Annotated in this window: 24 protein-coding genes; 15 read left to right on the top strand and 9 right to left on the bottom strand. The window is 68.8% G+C overall.

The features are described from left to right. Positions 1-321 precede the first annotated feature (321 nt). Genes B128_RS0109320 through B128_RS0109275 form a run of 10 tightly spaced genes read left to right on the top strand, consistent with a single transcriptional unit; the run spans position 322 to position 8,413 of the window. Positions 322-1,131, top strand: coding sequence for a cyclase family protein (locus B128_RS0109320; RefSeq protein ID WP_026175156.1), 810 nt, complete (start codon positions 322-324; stop codon positions 1,129-1,131). Beyond that, complete coding sequence (locus B128_RS0109315; protein WP_018112003.1) at positions 1,125-1,673, top strand: peroxidase-related enzyme; 549 nt, start codon at positions 1,125-1,127, stop codon at positions 1,671-1,673. The genes B128_RS0109320 and B128_RS0109315 overlap by 7 nt, the downstream gene beginning before the upstream one ends. Then, positions 1,670-2,443, top strand: a complete 774-nt coding sequence (locus tag B128_RS0109310; RefSeq protein ID WP_018112002.1) for an ABC transporter ATP-binding protein — start codon at positions 1,670-1,672, stop codon at positions 2,441-2,443. Before B128_RS0109315 ends, B128_RS0109310 begins: the two co-directional genes overlap by 4 nt. Further along, on the top strand, positions 2,430-3,203 hold the full coding sequence (locus B128_RS0109305; RefSeq protein WP_018112001.1) for an ABC transporter permease: 774 nt from the start codon (positions 2,430-2,432) through the stop codon (positions 3,201-3,203). Before B128_RS0109310 ends, B128_RS0109305 begins: the two co-directional genes overlap by 14 nt. Next, positions 3,200-4,189: an ABC transporter substrate-binding protein gene (locus tag B128_RS0109300; RefSeq protein ID WP_018112000.1), complete on the top strand. Its 990-nt coding sequence runs from the start codon at positions 3,200-3,202 to the stop codon at positions 4,187-4,189. The genes B128_RS0109305 and B128_RS0109300 overlap by 4 nt, the downstream gene beginning before the upstream one ends. A 25-nt stretch (positions 4,190-4,214) precedes the next feature. After that, on the top strand, positions 4,215-5,174 hold the full coding sequence (locus B128_RS0109295; RefSeq protein WP_018111999.1) for a TRAP transporter substrate-binding protein: 960 nt from the start codon (positions 4,215-4,217) through the stop codon (positions 5,172-5,174). Beyond that, positions 5,171-5,656, top strand: coding sequence for a TRAP transporter small permease (locus B128_RS0109290; protein WP_018111998.1), 486 nt, complete (start codon positions 5,171-5,173; stop codon positions 5,654-5,656). Before B128_RS0109295 ends, B128_RS0109290 begins: the two co-directional genes overlap by 4 nt. After that, on the top strand, positions 5,653-6,954 hold the full coding sequence (locus B128_RS0109285) for a TRAP transporter large permease (protein ID WP_018111997.1): 1,302 nt from the start codon (positions 5,653-5,655) through the stop codon (positions 6,952-6,954). The genes B128_RS0109290 and B128_RS0109285 overlap by 4 nt, the downstream gene beginning before the upstream one ends. Beyond that, positions 6,955-7,644: an MBL fold metallo-hydrolase gene (locus tag B128_RS0109280; RefSeq protein WP_018111996.1), complete on the top strand. Its 690-nt coding sequence runs from the start codon at positions 6,955-6,957 to the stop codon at positions 7,642-7,644. A gap of 16 nt (positions 7,645-7,660) precedes the next feature. Further along, positions 7,661-8,413 (top strand): LamB/YcsF family protein, encoded by a 753-nt coding sequence (locus B128_RS0109275; protein WP_018111995.1) that lies wholly within the window; start codon positions 7,661-7,663, stop codon positions 8,411-8,413. A gap of 5 nt (positions 8,414-8,418) precedes the next feature. Here B128_RS0109275 and B128_RS0109270 read toward each other — a convergent pair whose 3' ends face one another. From B128_RS0109270 to B128_RS0109240, 7 genes are all read right to left on the bottom strand, one after another. After that, positions 8,419-9,402: a TAXI family TRAP transporter solute-binding subunit gene (locus B128_RS0109270; protein ID WP_018111994.1), complete on the bottom strand. Its 984-nt coding sequence runs from the start codon at positions 9,400-9,402 to the stop codon at positions 8,419-8,421. Positions 9,403-9,466: 64 nt separating this feature from the next. Beyond that, on the bottom strand, positions 9,467-10,240 hold the full coding sequence (locus B128_RS0109265) for an NAD(P)-dependent oxidoreductase (RefSeq protein WP_018111993.1): 774 nt from the start codon (positions 10,238-10,240) through the stop codon (positions 9,467-9,469). Position 10,241: 1 nt separating this feature from the next. After that, the gene (locus B128_RS0109260; RefSeq protein WP_018111992.1) at positions 10,242-10,904 is read right to left on the bottom strand and encodes a 4-carboxy-4-hydroxy-2-oxoadipate aldolase/oxaloacetate decarboxylase; all 663 of its coding nucleotides are present in this window, start codon (positions 10,902-10,904) and stop codon (positions 10,242-10,244) included. Continuing rightward, a complete protein-coding gene (locus B128_RS0109255) occupies positions 10,901-11,611 on the bottom strand; it encodes a PIG-L deacetylase family protein (RefSeq protein ID WP_018111991.1) in 711 nt (236 codons plus the stop codon). The genes B128_RS0109260 and B128_RS0109255 overlap by 4 nt, the downstream gene beginning before the upstream one ends. Then, positions 11,608-12,519 (bottom strand): DUF6282 family protein, encoded by a 912-nt coding sequence (locus tag B128_RS0109250; protein ID WP_018111990.1) that lies wholly within the window; start codon positions 12,517-12,519, stop codon positions 11,608-11,610. The genes B128_RS0109255 and B128_RS0109250 overlap by 4 nt, the downstream gene beginning before the upstream one ends. Then, positions 12,516-13,172, bottom strand: a complete 657-nt coding sequence (locus B128_RS0109245) for a GntR family transcriptional regulator (RefSeq protein WP_018111989.1) — start codon at positions 13,170-13,172, stop codon at positions 12,516-12,518. The genes B128_RS0109250 and B128_RS0109245 overlap by 4 nt, the downstream gene beginning before the upstream one ends. Positions 13,173-13,174: 2 nt before the next feature. Beyond that, complete coding sequence (locus B128_RS0109240; protein ID WP_018111988.1) at positions 13,175-14,164, bottom strand: catechol 2,3-dioxygenase; 990 nt, start codon at positions 14,162-14,164, stop codon at positions 13,175-13,177. Positions 14,165-14,311: 147 nt separating this feature from the next. On the opposite strand from B128_RS0109240, the gene B128_RS0109235 reads away from it, so the two are divergent. From B128_RS0109235 to B128_RS0109215, 5 genes are read left to right on the top strand one after another with little or no spacing between them, the layout of a single operon-like run. Further along, entirely contained in the window at positions 14,312-15,775 is a 1,464-nt protein-coding gene (locus B128_RS0109235; RefSeq protein WP_040683609.1) for an aldehyde dehydrogenase, read from the top strand. A 12-nt stretch (positions 15,776-15,787) separates the two neighbouring features. Then, positions 15,788-16,987, top strand: coding sequence for an amino acid ABC transporter substrate-binding protein (locus B128_RS0109230; RefSeq protein WP_018111986.1), 1,200 nt, complete (start codon positions 15,788-15,790; stop codon positions 16,985-16,987). Positions 16,988-16,992: 5 nt separating this feature from the next. Next, a complete protein-coding gene (locus B128_RS0109225) occupies positions 16,993-17,868 on the top strand; it encodes a branched-chain amino acid ABC transporter permease (RefSeq protein ID WP_018111985.1) in 876 nt (291 codons plus the stop codon). Then, complete coding sequence (locus tag B128_RS0109220; protein WP_018111984.1) at positions 17,865-19,532, top strand: branched-chain amino acid ABC transporter ATP-binding protein/permease; 1,668 nt, start codon at positions 17,865-17,867, stop codon at positions 19,530-19,532. The genes B128_RS0109225 and B128_RS0109220 overlap by 4 nt, the downstream gene beginning before the upstream one ends. After that, positions 19,525-20,223, top strand: coding sequence for an ABC transporter ATP-binding protein (locus B128_RS0109215; protein ID WP_018111983.1), 699 nt, complete (start codon positions 19,525-19,527; stop codon positions 20,221-20,223). The genes B128_RS0109220 and B128_RS0109215 overlap by 8 nt, the downstream gene beginning before the upstream one ends. Here the strand turns inward: B128_RS0109215 and B128_RS12885 are convergent. Together B128_RS12885 and B128_RS0109205 are read right to left on the bottom strand one after the other, a co-directional pair. Beyond that, complete coding sequence (locus B128_RS12885; RefSeq protein ID WP_018111982.1) at positions 20,220-20,396, bottom strand: tautomerase family protein; 177 nt, start codon at positions 20,394-20,396, stop codon at positions 20,220-20,222. The genes B128_RS0109215 and B128_RS12885 overlap by 4 nt on opposite strands. 10 nt (positions 20,397-20,406) lie before the next feature. Continuing rightward, on the bottom strand, positions 20,407-21,183 hold the full coding sequence (locus B128_RS0109205) for a 2-keto-4-pentenoate hydratase (RefSeq protein ID WP_026175155.1): 777 nt from the start codon (positions 21,181-21,183) through the stop codon (positions 20,407-20,409).

Raw genomic sequence — 21,183 nt, 5'->3', positions numbered from 1 at the left:
CGCGACAAGCGGCGAGGGCGAGGAGCAACAAGGTCAGCCAGAAGACCCCCCGTCCCCACCGCCTAAACCCCCCCTGGGGAAACCCCCATCGCCCCATTTGCTCTATGCTACCGCCCGTTCCTGAGCGCAGGGTGTTGGTTTCATGAGGGCCCACCCTTACGCATGCGGAGGTCCCCCGAAGGTTCAGGTGGTCATGGAATAGGGGTGAATTCCGCACTGCACCAGGCTCGGTCGGGGAAAGCGGGTAAAGGACAGGCCGGCAAGCCCTTGCCTACCTTTGCCGCCCCGTGGTAAGTTTATACGGCAAGAAAGGAGGCCAGCATGTGCGCGCCCTTGGTGATGGAAGAGGTGGCCCGCGCCCTTTCCCGCAGGGCTTTCCTGGGGATGGGCCTCGGGCTTTTGGCGGGTAAGGCCTTGGCGCAGGCGGAGGTCCAGGGCAAGGCCTTCAGCAAGGCGGTGGACCTCACCCACGAGCTCTCCCCGGAGATCCCCCTGTTTCCCGGGGCCGAGCCCATGCGCATCACCACCCTGGTTACGGTGCGGCAAAACGGCTACTACGGGAACCGCCTGGACCTTTGGGAGCACTCGGGCACCCACATGGACGCCCCTGCCCACTTCGCCGAAGGGGGCCTCACCGCGGAAAAACTCCCCATAAATACCCTCATCGCTCCCCTAGCCGTGATCCACATCCACGAGAAGGCCGCCCGCAACCCCGACGCCCAGGTGACCGTGGACGATATCCTGGCCTACGAGCGCCAGCATGGCCGCCTGCCCCGGGGGGCCTTCGTGGCCATGCACTCGGGATGGGAGGCCCGCTGGCGCAACCCCAAGGCCTTCCTCAACCAGGACGCCTCCGGCACCCTCCACTTCCCCGGCTTCTCCCCGGAGGCGGCGGCGTTCTTGGTGCGGGAGCGGGAGATCGTGGGGGTGGGGGTGGACACCCTCTCCCTGGACTTCGGCCCCTCCAGAGACTTCAAAGCCCACCTGGTCCTGCTGGGCGCAGGGAAGTACGGCCTGGAGAACCTGGCCAACCTGGCCCAGGTGCCCCCCTCGGGGGCCCTCCTCTTCGTGGGGGGGCCCAAGCACCGGGGGGCCTCGGGGGGGCCGGTGCGGACGGTGGCCGTATGGTGATCTCCTGGCTCCGGGTACCCCAGGAGGAGGAGCTTTCCCAGGAGGTGCGGGAGCTCTTCGCCCGCTTCCGGGAAAAGACGGGCTTTGTGCCCAACGTGGCCCGGGCCTTTGCCCTAAGCCCCCGCTTCCTCCTCTGGTTCCGCTACTACGACACCCTCATGCGGGGGGAAGGCCTCCTGAGCCGGGAGGAGAAGGAGGCCATGGCCATCGCCATAAGCGGGGAGAACCGTTGCGAGTACTGCGTGGCCAGCCACAAGCGCTACCTCAAGGACCTCATCCAAGACCCCATCCTCCCCGAGGTCCTGGCCGCCAACCCCCGCCGGGCGGAGATGCCCCCCAGGATGCGGGCCCTGGTGGCGTTTGCCCTGAAGGTCACCCACGGGCACCACCAGATGACCGAGGAGGACCTGAGGCCCCTGCGGGAGGTGGGGCTTTCCGACGAGGCCATCCTCGAGGCCACCGAGGTGGCGGCCATGTTCAACTTCACCAACCGCCTCCTCAACGCCCTGGGCTTCAAGCCCAACCCTGAGTACTACCCATGAGCTTCCTGGAGTTCCGTGGGGTCTCCGTGGCCTTTGGCCGCTACGTGGCCGTGGAGGGGGTGGGCCTGCGGCTGGCCCCTGGGGAGTTCGTGAGCCTAGTGGGCCCCACGGGATGCGGCAAGAGCACCCTGCTGAACGTGGCCGCAGGCCTCCTTACCCCCTCCGAAGGGGAGGTCTGGCTGGAAGGGCGGCCCCTCAAGGGCTTGAACCCGGTGGCGGGCTACCTCTTCCAGCAGGACGCCATCCTCCCCTGGAAGACCGCCCTGGACAACGTGGCCCTGCCCCTGGTCTTCCGGGGCCAGCCCTGGCGGGAGGCCCGGGAAAAGGCCCTGGTCTGGCTGGAAAAGGTGGGGCTCGGGCGCTTTCCCCACCACTACCCCCACCAGCTCTCCGGGGGGATGCGCAAGCGGGTAGGCCTGGCCCAGGTCCTGATCGCCAACCCCAGGCTCCTGCTCATGGACGAGCCCTTTGCCGCCCTGGACGTGCAGACGCGCCAACTCATGGAAAACGAGCTTCTGAGGCTGTGGCAGGAGGACCGGAAGACCGTGCTCTTCGTGACCCACGACCTGGAGGAGGCCATCGCCCTGGCGGACCGGGTGGTGGTGATGAGCGCCGGGCCCCGCTCCCGGCCCATCGGGGACTTCCCTATCCCCCTGCCCCGGCCCCGGGACGTGGCCGAGATCCGGCTCACCCCGGAGTTCCTACGCCTCCATCGGGAAATCTGGGACCTCCTCCGAGGGGAGGTGATGCGAGCCCATGCGGGGGCTTAGGGTCCGGCTCTGGCAACTCGGCCTCCTCCTGGGGTTTTTGGCCTGGTGGGAGTGGGCCTCGAGGACCGGCCGCATAGACCCCTTCTTCTTCTCCAAGCCCTCGGACATCGCCCTGCGCATCGCCCGCTGGTTCGGCACCGGGGAGATCTACCCCCACCTCTACATCACCACCCTGGAGATGCTCCTGGCCTTCTTCTTCGGCACCCTCCTGGGGGTGGCCCTGGGGCTATGGCTAGCCCTCGCCCCCAGCGTGGCGGCGGTGCTGGACCCCTACATCAAGGCCCTGAACGCCATACCCCGGGTGGTCCTCGCCCCCATCTTCACCCTCTGGTTCGGCCTAGGGGTCCTCTCCAAGGTGGCCCTGGGGGTGACCCTGGTCTTCTTCGTGGCCTTCTTCAACACCTACCAAGGGGTGAAGGAGGTGAGCCCCGTGGTCCTGCAAAACGCCAGGCTTCTGGGCGCCCGACGGAGCCACCTCCTGCGGCACGTCTATCTGCCCTCGGCAGCCAGCTGGATATTTTCCAGTCTTAGAACCTCCATCGGTTTCGCCGTGATTGGGGCCGTGGTGGGGGAGTACCTGGGCAGCGCCGCCGGCCTGGGCTACGTGATCGCCCAGGCCGAGGGGGTGTTTGACACCACGGGGGTGTTTGCGGGCATGGTGGTCCTCATGGCCTTCGTGCTGGCCTTGGATGCCCTGGTGGGCCGGGTAGAGCGGCGGCTCCTCGCCTGGCGCCCCAGGGCAGAGGGGGGTGAAGGATGAAGCGCGGATTGGTCTGGCTTTTGGTGGTGCTGTTGGCCATGGGCTTGGCCCAGAAACGGGTTGTCCTGGGGGTGGGGGGCAAGACCGCGGTGGTCTACCTGCCCCTCACCGTGGTGGAACGCCTGGGCTACTTCAAGGAGGAGGGCCTGGACGTGGTCATCCAGGACCTGGGGGCAGGGGCCCGGGCCCTCCAGGCCCTCATCGGGGGCAGCGTGGAGGTGGTCATGGGCTTCTACGACCACACCATCCAGATGCAGGCCCAGGGGCGGGACATCGTGGCCTTCGTGCAGGTGGGGCGCTACCCGGCCATCGTCCTGGGGGTGCGGGCGGACCTGGCGGACCAGGTGAAGACGGTGGCCGACCTCAAGGGGCGCAGGGTGGGGGTGACCGCCCCGGGAAGCTCCACCCACTTCTTCCTGAACTACCTCCTGGTGAAAAACGGCCTCAAGCCCACGGATGTCTCCGTCATCGGGGTCTCCGTGGGGGCGCAGGCGGTGGCGGCGGTGCAGAACAAACAGGTGGACGCCCTTTCCAACGTGGAGCCCGCCATCACCCTTCTGGAAGAACGGGGGCTCATCAAGGTCCTGGCCGACACCCGCTCCACCAAGGGGACGCGGGAGGTCCTGGGCGGGGAATACCCGGCGGCCGTCCTCTACACCACCCGGGCCTGGCTGGAGCGAAACCCCGACACCGCCCAGCGCCTGGTGAACGCCATGGTGCGGGGCCTCCGCTGGATGCAGGGCAAGACCCCCGAGGAGATCGCCGCCGTGCTCCCCGAGGAGTACTTCCTGGGGGACCGGGCCCTGTACCTCAAGGTCCTCAAAAACTCTCTGGAGGCCTTCTCCCCCACGGGGCGCTTCAGCGATACCGCCCCCTTGCGCCCCCTGGCGGTCCTCTCCGCCTTTGACCCCAACGTGGCCCGGGCGCCCATTGACCTCAAGCGCACCTACACCAACGAGTTTGTGAACCGGGTGCCCGGACAGTAAAATAATGCGAGGAGGTGAGATAAATATGCACAAGCTCGGGACGGCTTTGGCAGCATTTCTCCTGGCCGTAGCCCAGGCGCAAGCCTGGAACATGGCCACCCCCTACCCTCCGGCCAACTTCCACACCCAGAACATCCTGCAGTTCGTGAAGGAGGTGGAGGAAGCCACGGGGGGCCGGCTGAAGATCACCGTCCACCCCGGGGGCTCCCTCTTCCCCCACCCCCAGATCCTGCCCGCGGTGCGCAACGGCCAGGTGCAGCTGGGGGAGGTGCTCATGTCCCTCCTAGCCAACGAGAATCCCCTCTTTGAGCTGGACTCCATCCCCTTTGTGGCCACCAGCTACGAGGAGGCCCGTAGGCTCTACCAGGCCCAGCGGCCCGAGGTGGAAAAGTGGCTGGCAAGCCGGGGGGTGGTCTTCCTCTACGCGGTGCCCTGGCCGCCCCAGGGGCTTTACACCAAAAAGCCCGTGGCCAGCGCCCAAGACCTGCGGGGCATGCGCTTCCGCGCCTACAACCCCGCCACCGCCCGCCTGGCGGAACTGTTGGGCATGGCCCCGGTCCAGGTGGAGGCCGCGGACATCCCCCAGGCCTTCGCCACGGGCATCGTGGAGGCCATGATCACCTCCCCCGTCACCGGGGTGGACACCCAGGCCTGGGACTTTAGCCGCTACTTCCACGACCTCAAGGCCTGGATCCCCAAGAACATGGTGGTGATCGGCCGCAGGGCCTTTGAAAGCCTCTCCGCCCAGGACCGGGAGGCCCTCCTCAGGGCGGCGCGCCGGGCCGAGGAGCGGGGGTGGCGGCTCAGCCAGGAGCGGGAGGAAGTGGCCCTCCAGACCCTGGCCCAGCGGGGCATGCAGGTGGTCAAGCCCACGCCCCAGCTCATGGCGGACCTTAAGAAGGCCGGGGACACCATGATCCTGGACTGGCAGCGGAAGGTGGGGGCCACGGGGGCCCTGGTCTACCGGAAGTACCTGGGCCGATGAGCCTCCTCGGGCGGGTCCTCGAGGGCCTCTTCCGCCTGGCGGAGGGCCTGGCGGCCCTCATGGGCCTCTTCATCCTCCTGGTCATCCTGGCCCAGGTCCTGGGGCGCTACCTGGGCTTTGTGGTGCCCTCCGCCCTGGAGATGGCGGGCTTTGCCACTGCTGGACTCATCTTCCTCGGCCTCGCCCCCACCCTGCGGGCCGGGGGACACATCCGCGTGGGGCTTCTTCTGGAGCGGCTTTCCCCCAGGTCCAGGCCCTGGGTGGAGGGGCTGGCCCTGGGGCTGGGGTTTTTGGGGGCCCTCTACGCCACCCTCCAGGCCTGGCTCAAGGTGGGGGAAAGCTACCGCTACGGGGACCTGGCCCCGGGGCTTCTCGCCCTACCCCTCTGGCTCCCTCAGGGCTTTTTGGCCCTGGGGCTTTCCTTTTTCGCCCTGGCCCTCCTCGAGGCCTGGCTGAAGGCCCTGAAGGGGGTGGAAAGGTGAGCCTCCTGGAGGTGGGGCTTTTTCTCGTCCTCCTGCTTTTCCTCCTCCTGGGCCTAGGGGTCTACGTGGGCCTAGCCCTCATGCTGGTGGGCCTCGTGGGGCTTACCCTCTTCACCTCCGCCCCCCCGGGGCCCAACCTAGCCACCGCGCTTTGGACCAGCACCTCGGGCTGGAGCCTGGCCGCCCTGCCCCTCTTTGTGTGGATGGGGGAGATTCTCTACCGCTCCCGGCTGGCCCAGGGGCTTTTCGCCGGCCTCTCCCCCCTTCTCGCCCGCCTGCCCGGGGGACTTCTCCACGTGAACGTGGTGGCCAGCGCCCTCTTCGCCGCGGTCATCGGCTCCTCCGCGGCCACCACGGCCACCGTGGGCCGCTTCACCCTGCCCGAGCTTCTGCGCCGGGGCTACCCGCGCCCCCTGGCCCTGGGCTCCCTGGCCGGGGCAGGCACCCTGGGCTTCCTCATCCCCCCCAGCATCGTCATGATCGTCTACGGGGTGATGGCCGAGGTCTCCGTGGCCCGGCTCTTCATGGCCGGGGTGGTGCCGGGCCTCCTTCTGGCCCTCCTCTTCATGGCCCTGGTGGTCCTCCTGGCCTTCCTCCGCCGCCAGAGCCTACCCCAGGAACCCCCCATTCCCCTGGGCAAGGCCCTCAGGGGGCTTCTGGGGGTCTTCCCCGTTCTCTTCCTCATCGTCCTGGTGTTGGGCTCCATCTACCTGGGGGTGGCCACCCCCACGGAGGCCGCGGCCATCGGGGTGGCGGGGGCCCTTCTCCTTTCGGCCCTGAACCGGGAGCTTTCCCGGGAGCTTCTGTGGCAGAGCCTCCTGGGGGCGGTGCGCACCACCAGCATGATTGGCCTCATCCTGGCGGGAGCCGGGGTCCTCACCCTGGCCATGGGCTTCACCGGCATCCCTCGGGCCTTGGCGGGCTGGGCGGTGGAGGCGGGCATCACCCCCCTGGCCCTCATCTTCTTCCTCAGCCTGGTCTACATCGTCCTGGGCTGGTTCCTGGACGGCATCTCCATCGTGGTCCTCACCATCAGCGTCATCCTGCCGGTGGTCAAGGCCATCGGGGTGGACCCCCTGTGGTTTGGCATCTACCTGGTGATCATGGTGGAGCTGGCCCAGATCACGCCCCCAGTGGGCTTCAACCTTTTCGTGATCCAGTCCCTCACCGGGGAGGACCTCTTCCGCATCGCCCGCTACGCCCTGCCCTTCATGGGGGTCCTCCTCCTCATGGTGGCCCTCCTGGTAGCCTTCCCAGGCCTGGCCACCTGGCTCCCCCGCACCATGACGGGAGGATGAATGGAGGTCCTCCCCCTCCACACCGGCTTCCCCGCCCGGAGCCACCGGGGGTACCTGGGGCTTTCCGCCGCCTACCTGGTCCGGGGCGAGCGTACCCTTCTCTACGACACCCTGGGCTTTGGGGAGCGGGAGGGCCTCTACGCACGCCTTAAGGCCCTGGGGGTTTCCCCTGAGGAGGTGGCGCTGGTGGTGGTGAGCCACCTCCACTTTGACCATGCCGCCAACCTGGACCTCTTCCCCTGGGCGGAGGTGGTGATCCACCCCGCTGAGCTAGCCCACGCGGAGGCGGTGCAAAAGAACCCCTTGCGGGACCCCGCCTGCCTGTACACCCTCCTTCCCCTCCTAAAGGAGCACCGCCTCCATCTGGCCCAAGAGGGCAGGCTCCTCCCGGGCCTCTTCCTCCTCCACCTGCCGGGGCACACCCCGGGCCTCCTGGGCCTCCTGGTGGAGGGGGTGGGGGTGCTGGTGAGCGATGCCGTGAAGAGCCGCTTTGACCTGGAAGGCCCTCCAGCCCCTCCCTGCCTGGACCCCGCCTCCGCCCTGACAAGCCGGAAGCGCCTCATGGCCTTTGAGCGCCTCTTTCCCGGGCACGATGTCCCCTTGAGGCGGACCGAGAAGGGCTTTGTGGCCGAGGCCGAAGGGGAGCTACGCCTCCTTTGGGGAGGCCAGGAAGCCTGCCTTAGGCTATAGCCGAGGAGGTCCAAGCATGACCGTTGACCTGAACGCGGATGCCGGCGAGTCCTACGGGGCCTTCACCTACGGCCACGACCGGGAGGTCTTCCCCCTGGTGACCTCGGTGAACCTGGCCTGCGGCTTCCACGGGGGAAGCCCCGGCCGCATGCGGGAGGCCGTCCGCCTGGCCAAGGCCCACGGGGTGGCCGTGGGGGCCCACCCGGGTTTCCCCGACCTAGTGGGCTTCGGGCGCCGGGAAATGGCCCTCTCCCCCGAGGAGGTTTACGCGGATGTCCTCTACCAAATAGGGGCCCTCCACGCCTTCTTGAGGGCCGAGGGCCTCCCCCTGCACCACGTGAAGCCCCACGGGGCCCTCTACCTCAAGGCCTGCCGCCACCGGGAGACGGCCCGGGCCATCGCCGAGGCGGTGCGGACCTTTGACCCGGAGGTGCCCCTGGTGGTGCTTCCGGGAACCGTCTACGAGGAGGAGGCGCAAAAGGCGGGCCTCAGGGTGGTGCGGGAGGCCTTCCCCGAGCGGGCCTACCTGGGAAACGGCCAGCTGGCCCCCCGCCACCTGGAGGGCAGCTGGATCAGCGACCCCGAGGAGGCGGCGCGCAGGGCCTTGCGCATGGTCCTGGAGGGCAGGGTGGAGGCCCTGGATGGGGGCGAGGTGGCGGTGAGGGCGGAAACTCTCTGCATCCACGGGGACAACCCCAACGCCCCCCAGGTGGCCCGGGCGGTGCGGCGGGCCCTGGAGGAGGCAGGGGTGGAGGTGAGGGCCTTCTAGAAGGGCTAACGCCAGACGCCCCGCTCCCGGAAGTAGCGCACCGCCCCCTCGTGGTAGGGCACCTTACCTCCCCGGGAGCGCACGGCGTTCTCCAGGGTGGTATCCCTGGCGGGGGCCACCGCCGCGTGCAGGGTGGCCACGTTCTCAAACACCGCCTTTACCATGGCGTAGGCCACCTCCTCGGGGAGGCTGGCCGGGCAGACGAACACGTTCCAGAAGGTGAGGGTGGGCGTATCGTAGCGGGTGTTGTAGACCCCCTTGGGGATGACCCCGGTGTCCACCACCCCTGGGAAGCGGCGTTGCAGCACCTGCACCGGGGTGCTCTGGGGAGGCAGGGGGACCAGGAATAGGCGTTTGCCCTTGCGGGCCAGGCTTCCCGCCAGCTCCAGGATGCTCCCCGTGGGCAACCCCCCGGACCAGAAGAAGGCGTCCAGGTTGCCCTCCGAGAGCATCTGGGCGCTTTCTGCCACCCTGAGCCGCTCCCACTTGGCGAAGTGCACCCGGGGGTCAAAGCCCGGTATGGCAGCGGCCATGAGGGTCCGGGCCTCGTACTCAATGATGCCCCCGGCCACCTCGGTGGAGACCCGCTTGCCCCTGAGGTCCTGGAGCACCCGGATGCCGCTCTCCTCCGTGGTGACCACGTGGAAGTAGTTGGGGTACATGGTGAAGAGGATGCGCACGGGAGCGGGCTTGCCCTGGAAGCGCTCCTCCCCCTGATGGGCCATGAGCACGGCATCGGGAAGGGCCGTCCCGCAGTAGTAGACACCCCGGGCGGGGTCGGTCCGGTCGCGAAGGAGGAGGAGGTTCTCTATGGACCCCCCCGACTGCATGGCCTGGGCCTGAACCGCCCCACTTTTGTTCAGGATTTCGGCCACCGCCGTGCCGTAGTAGAAGTAGACCCCACCCACACCTCCCGTGCCGATAAGCACTTGGGGCTTCTGGGCCAAGCCCAGAGCCAGGAAAAGGCAAAGGCCAAGAAGGCGACTCACGTTCCACCTCCGGTTAAGCCAAAGCCTAACCGGAGGTGGGGGTCCGTGGCAAGGGGAGGCTCCCCTAGCCCTTTTCCGCAAGCCGGGCCAGGTGGGCCGCCGTGGCCCGGGTCAGGAGGGGCTCCACTCCGATGGCTTCCAAGAGCTCGGCGGCCGCCAACATCTCCTCCCGCCGCCGCTGGGCGTGGCGTAGGGTGCCCGCCACCAAGCGCTCCACCAAGGAAGCATCTGCCTCGGCCAGGGTTTTGGCGATGTTGGCCTTGAGTTCGTCCTCGAGGCCCAAGGCCCTGGCCGCGGCCAGGGCCTCCATCACCGCCGCGGCCATCCCCTTGAAAAAAACGCTCCGGAGGAGCTTCCTCACCGCTGCCCCCCCTGCCTCGGACCCCACCACCTCCACCTGGGCGCCCAAGGGACCCAGGGCCTCGGCGTAGGCCCAGGCCCCGGGACCCGCAGCCAGGGAAGGGGTGCGGATGCCCTTGCCCGGCACCGGGCTCATGAGGGCCACATCGGCGAAAAGGGCCCCCGTGGGAGCCAACAGCTCCGCCAGGCGCCGCTTGAGCCCCGGGCCTGCGGTGTTGAGGTCGGCGTAGACCCGCCCCGGTCCCAAGACCGGGGCCACCCGCTGGGCCACCTCCAGGGCCACCCGGGCCCAGTTGACGCTGAGGACCACGTCCGCCCCCTTGGCGGCTTCGGCCTCCCCCCAGGCCCGTACCACCCCGGGGACGTCCTTCTCCCCATCGGGGTCATACCCGACCACCACGGCCCCTGCCCGCAAGAGGTCCCGGGCAATCTCCGACCCCGCCTCGCCAAGGCCCAACACGGCCACACGAAGGGCCATCCTATCCCTCCCGACGCCTTGCCGCCTCGGCCAGGGCCTCCGCCACCTTGGGCCTCAGGCCATAGACGTCCACGGAGAGCTCCCCCTGGGCGAAACGCTCCCGCAGGGCCGCCTCCCGGGCGGCCCGGGCCCGGGCCGCCGCCAACACCTCCCGGGCCCTTTCCCGGCGCACCACCACCGCTCCGTCGCCGTCCAGGACGAGGATATCTCCCAAGCGGATTTCCACGCCTCCCACCCGCACCGGCGCCCCAATCTGGCCCAAAACCTCCCTCCTGGCCCCTCGAGGGCTCACCCATCGGGCCCATACCGGCAGGCCCAAGGCCGCCAGCTCCTCCGCGTCCCGCACTGCCCCATCCACCAGGAGGGCAGCCGCCCCCTGCGCCTTGGCCTGGATGGCGAGGAGCTCCCCCACCAAAGCCACGGGTTCCGGTTCCGGCATGGTAAAGACCAGAACCTCCCCAGGGCGTACCGCGGCCATGGCCGCATGGACGGTAAGGTTGTCCCCCTGGACACAGCCCACGGGCAGGGCGGGCCCTGCCACCCGGCTAGCGGGCACCAGCCGCTTTAGGGGCAGGTCCAGAAGCCCCTCCCGCCCCCCAGCCTCGTACACGGTGGCCACCCCCAACCGGGCCAGTTCCTCCAGCTCCTGAGGGCTCAGGCTCATAGGCTCCTCACCACCTGGGGCAACACCCGCTGAAAGGCCTCGGCCCGGGCGATATCCGGCCATCCCGAGATCCTCCGGGCATGGTTGGCCCGATGCTCGGCCCGCTCGGCGTAGTAGCGCTGCAGATACCCCTGGGAGGCAAACACCTGCATGGCGGCAAGCTTCTTCTCCCAAACCGGTGTGATGTCCAGGAAGAGGTCGGGCATAAAGCCGCACAGCTCGGGCTGGTGGGGCTCAAAGAGGAGGAATTCCGGCGGGCGCACCGTCCTGAAGGCGCTGGCTACCCCGGACCCTGTGGCCAGCTGCCGGGCACGTTCCGTGACCTCGTAGGCCACGGGGTGGTCGGGGTTGAAGGGGTCACGGGGGGTGTGGGTGATGAGGACGTCGGGGGCGAAGTCCACCAGGACCTCCACCAGGCGTTCCTGGGCCCCCTCGTCCACCCGCAGGGGGTAGTCGCCCAAGTCCAGGGGGAGGAAGTCCGCCCCCAGAATCTCCGCCGCCCGGCTCGCCTCCTGGTGCCGGATGGCCTTGACCCGCTCCAGGGTCTGGCCGGGTTCCTTCCAAAGCTCCCCCGACTCCCCCCGCTCCCCGTAGCTCAGGGCCACCACCAGGGCTTTCCCCCCCTGGGCCACGGTGAGGGCAATCGCCCCCCCGGCCCGCCACACGAAGTCCGCCGCGTGGGCGCTCACCACCAGTAGCCGCTTCACCTCACACCCCCTTCGGCCAAGCGCGTAGGGACGGTCACCGCCCAGTGGCGCACCTCGGCCTCGCTGAAGCCGGCTTCCAGAAGGCGGTCGGCGAAAAGGGCCAGGCCCTCCTCTACCGGGGGGTTGGAGGGCTGGCCCAGATCCGTGGAGAGGAAGTTCTGCTCCGGTGGGGTTTCCCGCAGGGCTTGGAAAAGCCGCTCCCAAGGGACCTTCCCCGTGAAAAAGGGGACGAAGCAACGCTCCAGGTAGGCCCCCCAGCCGGCGAGGAGGCGCTGCTCGGAGAGGGTCAGGTTCTGGGTGGGATAGTCCGGATGGGTGACCACCACCCAACGGACCCCCTCCTCAAGGGCCCCTTCCACCACCCTGAGGACCTCCTCCCGGGAAAGGTGGCCGGTGGCCAAAACCAGCCCGTGCCGGGCCACGGCTCGGAGCACGGCCCGCACCTCCGGCAACAGCCTGCCCGAGGGGTCCAGAACGCTTAGGGGCGGGGGGAGGAGCCCCGCCTCGCGAAACGCCGCCTGCAACCGGACCCATTGGGGCCGCTTTTCGGGGGGAAGCTCCTCCACCTCCCGGGCCTCGTTGGCAGCATCCACCGTGGGCAACCACACGAAACGCACCCCCGAGCGGGCCGCCACCTCCACGGCCACGGGGTTCAAACCGCCCACGGCGTGGTTCAGGACCACGCCCCCTAAGACCTCCACCCCGGGGACAGCCTGGCGCACCACCGCCGCCCGCTCCCCGGTGGGCACGAAGTGGGACTTCAGGAGGAAGCCCTTGAGGCCCAGCTCGCGAAACCGCCGGGCCAGGGTCAGGTCGTCGGTCTTGCGGGGGAGGAGGTCGGGCGCCACGTGCACGTGGAGGTCGTACCCTCCCTGCACCAGGGCCCAGGCGCGCGGGCTGGGACTCACGGCAACCCTCCTTGGGTCTGGCGCAGGGCGGCGGTGACGCCCTCCAGGTGGGCCCGCATGGCCCTCTCCGCCTCGGCCTCATCGTGGGCAGCCACCGCCTCCACGATGCGGCGGTGCTCCGCCAAGGACTGCTGGGCCCGCCCCGGCACCAGGATGGTGCGGAACTGGTGGCGCACCCCCTGGGCGCGGAGGGCCTCTATGAGGCGGGCGGCCGTGCGGTGGCCGGCGATGTCCACCAGGGTCTGGTGGAGGGTCCTGTTGAGCTCCGACATCCCCAGGAGGTCCCCTTCCGCCAGGCGGCGCTCCATCTCTCTAAGGATTCCCCGAAGCCGCTCTACGTCCGCCGCCGTGGCCTTCCTGGCGGCGTGGCGGGCCACCAGGCACTCCAGGGCCATGCGGGCCTCGAGGATCTCCAGGGCTTCTTCCTCCCCAATCGCCCGCACCCAGGCCCCCCGGTAGGGCTCGCTGTCCACCAAACCCTCCTGTTCCAAGCGGGCCAAGGCGGTGCGGATGGCGGCCCGACCCAGGCCGTAGCGTTCCGAAAGCTCTTTCTCCACCAGGCGTTGCCCGGGGAGGAGCTCCCCTTTCAAGATGGCCTCCCGCAACCGCAGGTAGGCGCTCTGCCCTTCCGTGCGCTTTTCCACCGCCGGCATCCTCATCCCTCGCCCGCCTCCACCGGGGGCACCCCGTAGGTGTGGAAGGTGGGAACGGTCTGCAGGCCCCAGGCCTGCCCCTTCTTGCGCTCCTCCTCGTTCCAACGGATGGGCTTCCAGTCGGGAGCGAGGAGCAACCTGGCCCCGGGGGAGGCGATTTCAAACCGGCACCCCCCGGGCTCGTACACGTAGAGGAAGAAGGTCTGCTGGATGGCGTGCTTGTGGGGCCCGGTCTCAATGAAGACCCCGTGCTCCAGGCAGATGTCCGCCGCCCGCAAGACCTCCTCCCGGGTGTCCACGGCATAGGTGAAGTGGTGGAGCCTGCCCCGGGCCCCCAGGTGGTCCTTGGTGACCGCCACATCGTAGGTCTTGTTGTTGCAGGTGAGCCAGGCCCCCTGCTCGCTCCCATCGCTGAAGACGATCTGCTCGGTCACCTTCATTCCCAAAACCTCCTCCATGAAGGCCCGCACCGACGTCACATCTGCGGCCAGGAGGTTGACGTGGTCCAGGCGCCGCAGGTTGGCTCCCCTACCGGGAAAGCGGGAGGCCTGGTTCTTCAGAGCCGGCCGGGTGGCCTCCGTGGGGGTGTACCAGCGGGTCTCGTAGTAGAGCTCCATGAGGTGCCCGTCCGGGGTACGGAAGCGGTAGGCGGGACCGTGGCCGAGGTCTCCCTCCGTCCACCCCTCGCCGAGACCCGAGGCCTCCAGGGCCCGCACCCGCCGGAGCAGGGCCTGAGGGCTTTTGGTGCGGAAGGCCACGTGGCCCAACCCTGGGCGCTTGCCCGCGGTGAGCTTCAGGGTGTGGAACTCGTAGTCGTCCCAGCCTCTGAGGTAGACCGAATCCCCCTCCTGGCCGCTCACCTCCAGGCCCATGACCTGGGTGAAGAAGTGGAGGCTGGCCTCGGGCTTGGGGGTGAGGAGCTCCAGGTGGGCCAGGTGGGCCAGGTCGCCGTAGGGCCAACGGGCGCATTCCTCGGGAAAGACCTTTTCCATGCCCCCTCCTGCCCCGAGGGTAGCAGATAGTCAACTTTTTTGTCAACAATCCTGTCCGATTAAACCGAACCTGGCTTTCGCCATAGCAGAACGCCCCCCTGGCTACCCCCGGCCAGCCTGCTCTACCCTGGCCCTGAGGAGGAAAACATGGTATCTGCACCCGCCCGAGTGCGGCTTTACATCGCAGGCCAGTGGCGCGAGGCTACCGGGGGACGCTCCTTCACCCGGGTCGGCCCCCTGGGGCAAGGGACCGCTTCCGAAGCGGCTGCGGCCAGCCTCGAGGACGCCCAGGCCGCAGTGGAGGCAGCGCAAACCGCCTTCACCACCTGGTCGGAAACCTCTCCAAGCGTGCGCCGGGACCTCCTGTGGAAGGCAGCCGAGGCCCTCGAGGCCAGGACCGAAGCCTTCGTGGAGGCCATGGTGGCGGAAACGGGGGCCACCCCTGGCTGGGCCCACCTCAACGTCCACCTGGCAGCGGGGATGTTCAAGGAGGCCGCCGCCCTCACCACCCAGATCACCGGGGAGGTCATCCCCTCCGACCGCCCCGGCACCCTGGCCTTTGCCGTGCGCCAGCCGGTGGGGGTGATCCTGAGCCTGGCCCCCTGGAACGCCCCGGTGATCCTGGGGGTGCGGGCCCTCGCCACCCCCTTGGCCTGCGGGAACACCGTGGTCTTCAAGGGCTCGGAGCTTTCCCCACGCACCCACGCCCTCATCGTGGAGGCCCTGGAGGAAGCCGGGCTCCCCGCCGGGGTGGTCAACTTCCTCACCACCGCCCCCGAGGAGGCCCCCAGGGTGGTGGAGGCCCTCATCGCCCACCCTGCGGTGCGCCGCGTCAACTTCACGGGTTCCACCCGTACCGGGCGCATCATCGCCGAGCTTTGTGGCCGGCATCTCAAGCCGGTGTTGCTGGAACTCGGGGGCAAGGCCCCAGCCATTGTGCTCAAGGACGCGGACCTCGAGGCCGCCGCCAGGGCCATCGCCTTCGGGGCTTTCGCCAACCAGGGCCAGATCTGCATGTCCACGGAGCGCGTGGTGGTGGAAGAGGCGGTGGCCGAGGCCTTGGTGGCCAAGCTGGCAGAACGGGCAGCCAACCTCCCCGTGGGCGATCCCCGGCAGGGGCAGGTGGCCCTGGGATGCCTGGTGGACCCCAAGGCGGCGGAGCGGGTAGCTGAGCTGGTGGAGGAGGCCCTCATGCTGGGGGCCAGGCTGGTGGTGGGAGGCAAGAAGGAGGGCCCTTTCTTCTGGCCCACGGTCCTGGACCAGGTAACCCCCAAGATGCGCATCTACCACGAGGAGTCCTTCGGCCCGGTGGTGGCGGTGGTCCGGGTACGGGATGAGGAGGAGGCCGTCCGCGTGGCCAACGATACCGAATATGGCCTCTCCGCCGCCATCTTCACCCAGGACATCGCCAAGGGCCTGCGGCTGGCCCGAAGGGTCCAGTCGGGCATCTGCCACATCAACGGGCCCACGGTGCACGACGAACCCCAAATGCCCTTTGGTGGCGTGAAGGCCTCCGGTTACGGCCGCTTCGGCGGACGGGCCGGGATCCAAGAGTTCACCGAGCTCCGTTGGATTACCGTGCAAACGGAACCCCTGCAGTACCCGTTCTAGGGAGGAAACGCCATGAAGACCCGTAGGTCCCTGCTCGTCCAAGGCATGGCCGCCGCCGCTAGCCTACTGTTGGCCGGCCGGGCCCAGGCTCGCACGGTGCGCATTGGCTACAGCATCTCCAAAACCGGCCCCTACGCCACGGGAGCGGGCATCACCACCTTGCCCAACTACCGCCTCTGGGTGGAGGAGGTAAACGCCGCCGGCGGCCTCAAGCTGGCCACGGGCCCCACCCGCATCGCCGTGGTGGAGTATGACGACCGCTCCAGCCCGGAAGAGACCATCCGCAACATAGAGCGCCTCATCACCCAGGACAGGGTGGACTTCGTTCTCCCCCCCTGGGGCACGGCCATGAACCTGGCGGTGGCCCCCGTCTTCGCCCGCCATGGCTATCCCCAGATCGCCGTCACCAATCTCAGCGAGAAAACGCCCGAACTGGTGCGCCGCTGGCCTAGCTACTTTTCCTTTCTGGGCCTACCCTCCCAGTACGCCGAGGCCCTGGCCCTCCTCCTGCGCAACCTGGCCGCGGCGGGGCGGATGGGGCGCCGGGTGGCGGTGGTCCACACCGATGACGAGTTCGGGCTAGAACTCTCCGGGGCCTTCCGGCGGGCAGCGCAAAAGGAGGGCCTGGAGCTCGTCTACTTCCAGGGCTACCCCGCGGGCTTCAGCGACTTCCAGTCCCTCCTCAACGCGGTGAAGGGACGAAGCCCCGATGCCTTCGTGGCCTTCAGCTACCCCGCGGAGACCCTGGCTCTCCCCGAAGCCGCGGCGGTGGTGGGGTTCAACCCCGCGGTCTTCTTCCTGGGCGTGGGCACCGCCTTTCCCATCTTCCGCCAGCGCTACGGGGCCAATGCCGAGGGCATCATGGGCCTGGGTGGGGTTGTGCCCAACCAGGCCTGGCGCACCTACCTGGAGCGTCACCGGGCGGTGACCAACCAGGAACCCGACCGCTGGGCCAGCCCCGTCACCTACGCCTCTTTGCAGGCGCTTCGCGCCGCCATAGAGAAGATTGGCAAGGTGGACCGCTTCCAGATCGTTCGCCTGCTGCGCCAGGAGACCTTTGACACCCTCCTGGGCCCCCTGCAGCTGGAGGGCAACGTCTTCCGGGGCAACTGGCTGATCGGCCAGTGGCAGGGAGGGGAGTTCGTGGCCCTGATGCCTGAGCGTCCCGGGGCCGTGGCCCCCAGGGTACCCAAGCCCTCCTGGAGCCGTTGAAGCCCATGCCCCTGCTGGATGCCCTGCTCACGGGGGCCATTGCGGGCGGGGTTTATGGCCTCCTGGCCCTAGGCCTCGCCCTGCAGTACGGGGTGGCCCGCATCCTCAACCTGGCTTACGGGGAGGCCGTGGCCCTGGCGGGCATCGCCACCGCCTTGCTCTACCAGGGCCTTACCCTAAGCCCCCTCGTGGCCCTAGTCGCCCTTCCGCCCCTTTTCGCCCTGGGCAACCTCCTCCTGCACCGCCTCCTCTTCCTGCCCTTGGTGGGGCGCACCCTGGCCCTGGATGGGGAAAACGAGGGGCGCCTCATCCTCCTCACCTTTGGCCTCTCCTTCCTCATCCAGGGGCTTTTGGCCGCCGAGCTGGGCGGGCGGCTTTTCAGCTACAGCTACCTGGGCCAGGGGGTATCCCTGGGCACCACCGCTGTGGCCCTCAACCGACTCTTAGCTTTTGGTGTGGCCCTGGCCCTGGTGGTCCTGGCCCATCTGGTCCTCACCCGCACCCGTCTGGGAATGGCGGCCCGGGCCCTGAGCCGGGAGCCTGAGGAAGCCCTATTGGTGGGCATCCCTGCCGTCCGGCTGAGCGCCTGGGCTTTCGCCCTTGGAGGAGGGGTGGGAGCGGCGGCCGGGGTTCTCCTCAGCATGTTCCACACCCTTACCCCCGCCTCGGGGCCCGAGCTTACCCTCAAGGCCTTGGTGGTGGTCATCCTGGGGGGCCTGGGCGGCGCCCCGGGGGCCCTTCTGGGAGGGGTGGCCCTAGGTTTGGCCGAGGCCCTGGTGACCCGCTTCGTCAACCCCGGGCTCAGCATGGCCGCGGTGTACGGGCTTTTCGTCCTGGCCGTCTTGTACCTGAGGGGCAACCGGGAGGTGGCCCGGCAATGAAGGTCTACCTCGCGGGCTTCCTTCTCCTTTTCCTGTCCCTCCCTTGGTGGGGCGGGGAGTATCTGCGCTCCCTAGGGCTTTCCGTGCTCCTCTACGCCGCCTTGGGCGCCGCCTGGGCCACCTTCACCGGACCGGCGCGGCACCTGAGCCTGGCCACCTCGGCCTTTTTCGGTACCGGGGTGTACACGGTGGCCCTCCTCCACGAGTTTGCCCCGTGGCCGGTATTGGTCGTTCTGGCCTTCGCCCTCGCCGCCTTCTTGGCCCTGGGGGTGGGTCTGGCCACCCTGAGGCTCCAGGGCATCTACTTCACCGTCTTCACCTACGGCCTGGCGGAGCTGGTGCGGCAGCTGGTGACCTGGGCGCAGCGCAACCTGGGGGGGTCGGTGGGAAGCTATGTGTTTGTGGAGGCCAGCCCCCTGGACCTGTACTACGCCTTGGCCCTGCTGGCCTTTTTGACCTTGGGGCTCGGCCACCTCTTCCTGCAAAGCCGTTTCGGTCTGGCCCTCCTAGCCCTGGGGGACGACGAGACCGCCGCCCGGCACGCGGGGGTCCGGGTGTTCGGCCTGAGGGTGGTGGTCTTCGCCGCCACCGCGGGGATCATGGGCGCCATAGGAGCCGTGGTCGCCCCCCGCTGGGTCTACGTGGACCCTGGCCTGGCCTTCAACCCCAACCTCTCCTTCCTCACCGCCATCACCGCCCTCCTAGGGGGGCTTCGGCACCCCTCGGGCGCCTTTTTGGCGGCCCCTCCCCTGGTCCTGGTCTATGACCTCCTGAGCGGGCCCTTCCCCCACCACGCCACCGCCCTCCTTGGACTATTCTTCATCCTCTTGGTGTACTTCCTGCCTCGAGGCCTCCTGGGCCTGTTCCGGGAACGGCCCCCCTCCTCTACCCTGCCCCAGCCAGGCCTCGAGGCCACCCCCCCACCCCTCCCCCAGGTGGGCCCGGAAACGGGTCCACTCCTGGAGGCAAGGGGCCTGCGTAAGGCCTTCGGCGGCCTGGTGGCCGTGGCGGGGCTCCACCTGGAGGTCCGCCCCGGGGAGACCGTGGGCCTGATAGGCCCCAACGGCTCGGGCAAGACCACCGCCTTGGGTCTCCTAGCAGGCACCCTCAGACCCGATGGCGGCCACATCTCCTTCCTGGGGCAGGAGACCACGGGCAAACCCCCTGAGTTCCTGGCCCAAAGGGGCCTGGCTCGCACCTTCCAGCAGGTGCGGCTATTCCCTTCCCTCACGGTCTACCAGCACGTCTACCTCCCCTTGAGCCTGCGCCGGGTCAAGGGGGCCGAAGAGGCCACCTGGGGCCTCCTCGAGGCCTTGGGCCTAAGGGAAAAGGCCCACCACCACCCCCAGGCCCTGACCTACCTGGACCAAAAACGCTTGGAACTGGCCCGCGCCCTAGCCCTCTCCCCCAAGCTCCTCCTCCTGGACGAATGGCTGGCAGGCCTGAACCCCTCAGAACTGCAGGAGGCCATCGCCTTGCTTCAAGCCCTCAAGGGACGGGGGATAACCCTGGTGGTGGTGGAGCACCTGATGCCCGCTGTCCGCGCCCTCTGCGACCGGGTCTACGTTCTCTCCTTCGGCGAGGTCATCGCCCATGGCACCCCAGCCGAGGTCCTGCGGCATCCCAAAGTGGTGGAGGTTTATCTGGGGGTGGAGCATGCTTGAAATCCACCAACTGGGGGTGAGCTACGGCGCCCATCGGGCCCTGGAAGGGGTGAACCTCTTCCTGGCCCCCGGGGAGGTGGTGGCGGTCCTGGGAGCCAATGGCGCAGGCAAGAGCTCCTTGCTCAAGGCCCTCCTGGGACTGGTCCCTGCCCGGGGCCAGGTATTCCTGGACGGAGAGGAGGTGACCCCCCTCATCCTGCAGGGTAGAACCGAGGCCTTGGCCGCCCGGGGCCTGGCCTTGGTGCCTGAACGGGGAGGCGTGTTCCGCAACCTCTCCCTGCGGGAAAACCTCCTCCTGGGCAGCTACCGGGGGGGTGATCCTCCCTGGGAGGAGATCCTAGCCCTCTTCCCCCACCTGGAAAAGCGCATGCCCCAGCGGGTGGGCTCCATGAGCGGGGGGGAACAACGCATGGTGGCCCTGGCCAGGGCCCTGGCCCAGCGGCCCCGTTACCTTCTCCTGGACGAGCCCACCCTGGGCCTAGCCCCCATCCTGGCCCGGAAGATCCTGGAAACCCTGCCCGCCTTCACCGCCAAAGGGGTGGGCGTGCTCTTGGTGGAGCAAAACGCCGGCCTGGCCCTGGGGGTGGCCCAGCGGGCCTACCTCCTGGAACAGGGGCACCTGGTGCGGGAAGGAACCCCCGAGGCGCTCCTCCGGGACCCCAGCGTGCGCCAGGCCTATCTGGGAGGTTAGTCCTCCTCCACCCCATCCCCCTGGGGGGCCTCCTCCAGCACCAGGACCCGCAGGCGCCCCGGAGGGGTGCCCAGCACCTCCTGGAAGATGGCCTCGGCCTCCTGGCGGAGGGCCTCCCGTTCCTCTGGGGTAAGGGGAGCCTTCCGGGATACCAGGATTTCCAGCATGGGCATGGCCAACCTCCTAGACAAAACGCAGGCTAAGGGTCCTTCCCCCGGTGGCCACCAGGGTGAAGAGGTCCCCCGGGCCCGCGGGCAACACCGGGGCCCAGGCCCCCGACATCACGATGTCCCCGGGTTCCAGGCCCACGCCGAAAGCAGCCAGGGCGTTGACCAGCCAGGCCACGGCCCTGGCCGGGTGGCCAAGGCAGGCCGCGCCCACGCCCTGGACCAGGGGCTCCCCGTTCTTGTGGAGGACCAGGGCCAGGGTGGTGAGGTCCTCCTCCAGGAGGCCCTTCTCCCAGGGGGCCACCACGAAGGCCCCGAAGGAGGCGTTGTCGGCGATGGTGTCCTCAATGCGGATCCGCCAGTCGCGGATACGGGAGTCCACGATCTCCAGGGCAAAGGCCACCGCCTCCGTGGCCGCCAGGACCTCCTGGGGTGTGACGTGGGGTCCCTGAAGGCGCCGCCCCATCAAAAAGGCTAGCTCCCCCTCCACCCGGGGCTGGAGGAAGAGCTCGTGGGGCACCTCCAGCCGCTCCCCCATCCCGAGAAAGCGGCTTGCCCACAGGTTGCCAAAGTCGGGTTGGTCCACCCCAAGCTGTTGCTGTACCGCCTTGGAGGTGAGCCCGATCTTCCGGCCCACCACCCTGTCCCCCTTGGCCTGCCGCAGGCGGCTCCAGGCCTCCTGCACCCTGTAGGCCGCCTCTATGCCGGCAAGGCCCCGCTCGGAAAGGGGTTCCACCGGCCTCTTCCCTTCCCAGGCGTTCTCCAACTCTTGGGCGAAGGCTTCCAGGTCCAT

The sequence above is a fragment of the Thermus igniterrae ATCC 700962 genome (assembly GCF_000376265.1).
Lineage (GTDB): Bacteria > Deinococcota > Deinococci > Deinococcales > Thermaceae > Thermus > Thermus igniterrae.
This window is presented reverse-complemented; position numbering and strand designations above follow the sequence as displayed.

What these genes read in the sequence shown, in the direction of transcription:
- B128_RS0109320 (WP_026175156.1), top strand. Translation starts at nt 322, where the DNA reads ATGTGCGCGCCCTTGGTGATGGAAGAGGTGGCCCGCGCCCTTTCCCGC.
- B128_RS0109315 (WP_018112003.1), top strand. Translation starts at nt 1,125, where the DNA reads ATGGTGATCTCCTGGCTCCGGGTACCCCAGGAGGAGGAGCTTTCCCAG.
- B128_RS0109310 (WP_018112002.1), top strand. Translation starts at nt 1,670, where the DNA reads ATGAGCTTCCTGGAGTTCCGTGGGGTCTCCGTGGCCTTTGGCCGCTAC.
- B128_RS0109305 (WP_018112001.1), top strand. Translation starts at nt 2,430, where the DNA reads ATGCGGGGGCTTAGGGTCCGGCTCTGGCAACTCGGCCTCCTCCTGGGG.
- B128_RS0109300 (WP_018112000.1), top strand. Translation starts at nt 3,200, where the DNA reads ATGAAGCGCGGATTGGTCTGGCTTTTGGTGGTGCTGTTGGCCATGGGC.
- B128_RS0109295 (WP_018111999.1), top strand. Translation starts at nt 4,215, where the DNA reads ATGCACAAGCTCGGGACGGCTTTGGCAGCATTTCTCCTGGCCGTAGCC.
- B128_RS0109290 (WP_018111998.1), top strand. Translation starts at nt 5,171, where the DNA reads ATGAGCCTCCTCGGGCGGGTCCTCGAGGGCCTCTTCCGCCTGGCGGAG.
- B128_RS0109280 (WP_018111996.1), top strand. Translation starts at nt 6,955, where the DNA reads ATGGAGGTCCTCCCCCTCCACACCGGCTTCCCCGCCCGGAGCCACCGG.
- B128_RS0109275 (WP_018111995.1), top strand. Translation starts at nt 7,661, where the DNA reads ATGACCGTTGACCTGAACGCGGATGCCGGCGAGTCCTACGGGGCCTTC.
- B128_RS0109265 (WP_018111993.1), bottom strand. Translation starts at nt 10,240, where the DNA reads ATGGCCCTTCGTGTGGCCGTGTTGGGCCTTGGCGAGGCGGGGTCGGAG.
- B128_RS0109260 (WP_018111992.1), bottom strand. Translation starts at nt 10,904, where the DNA reads ATGAGCCTGAGCCCTCAGGAGCTGGAGGAACTGGCCCGGTTGGGGGTG.
- B128_RS0109245 (WP_018111989.1), bottom strand. Translation starts at nt 13,172, where the DNA reads ATGCCGGCGGTGGAAAAGCGCACGGAAGGGCAGAGCGCCTACCTGCGG.
- B128_RS0109240 (WP_018111988.1), bottom strand. Translation starts at nt 14,164, where the DNA reads ATGGAAAAGGTCTTTCCCGAGGAATGCGCCCGTTGGCCCTACGGCGAC.
- B128_RS0109235 (WP_040683609.1), top strand. Translation starts at nt 14,312, where the DNA reads ATGGTATCTGCACCCGCCCGAGTGCGGCTTTACATCGCAGGCCAGTGG.
- B128_RS0109230 (WP_018111986.1), top strand. Translation starts at nt 15,788, where the DNA reads ATGAAGACCCGTAGGTCCCTGCTCGTCCAAGGCATGGCCGCCGCCGCT.
- B128_RS0109225 (WP_018111985.1), top strand. Translation starts at nt 16,993, where the DNA reads ATGCCCCTGCTGGATGCCCTGCTCACGGGGGCCATTGCGGGCGGGGTT.
- B128_RS0109220 (WP_018111984.1), top strand. Translation starts at nt 17,865, where the DNA reads ATGAAGGTCTACCTCGCGGGCTTCCTTCTCCTTTTCCTGTCCCTCCCT.
- B128_RS0109215 (WP_018111983.1), top strand. Translation starts at nt 19,525, where the DNA reads ATGCTTGAAATCCACCAACTGGGGGTGAGCTACGGCGCCCATCGGGCC.
- B128_RS12885 (WP_018111982.1), bottom strand. Translation starts at nt 20,396, where the DNA reads ATGCCCATGCTGGAAATCCTGGTATCCCGGAAGGCTCCCCTTACCCCA.
- B128_RS0109205 (WP_026175155.1), bottom strand. Translation starts at nt 21,183, where the DNA reads ATGGACCTGGAAGCCTTCGCCCAAGAGTTGGAGAACGCCTGGGAAGGG.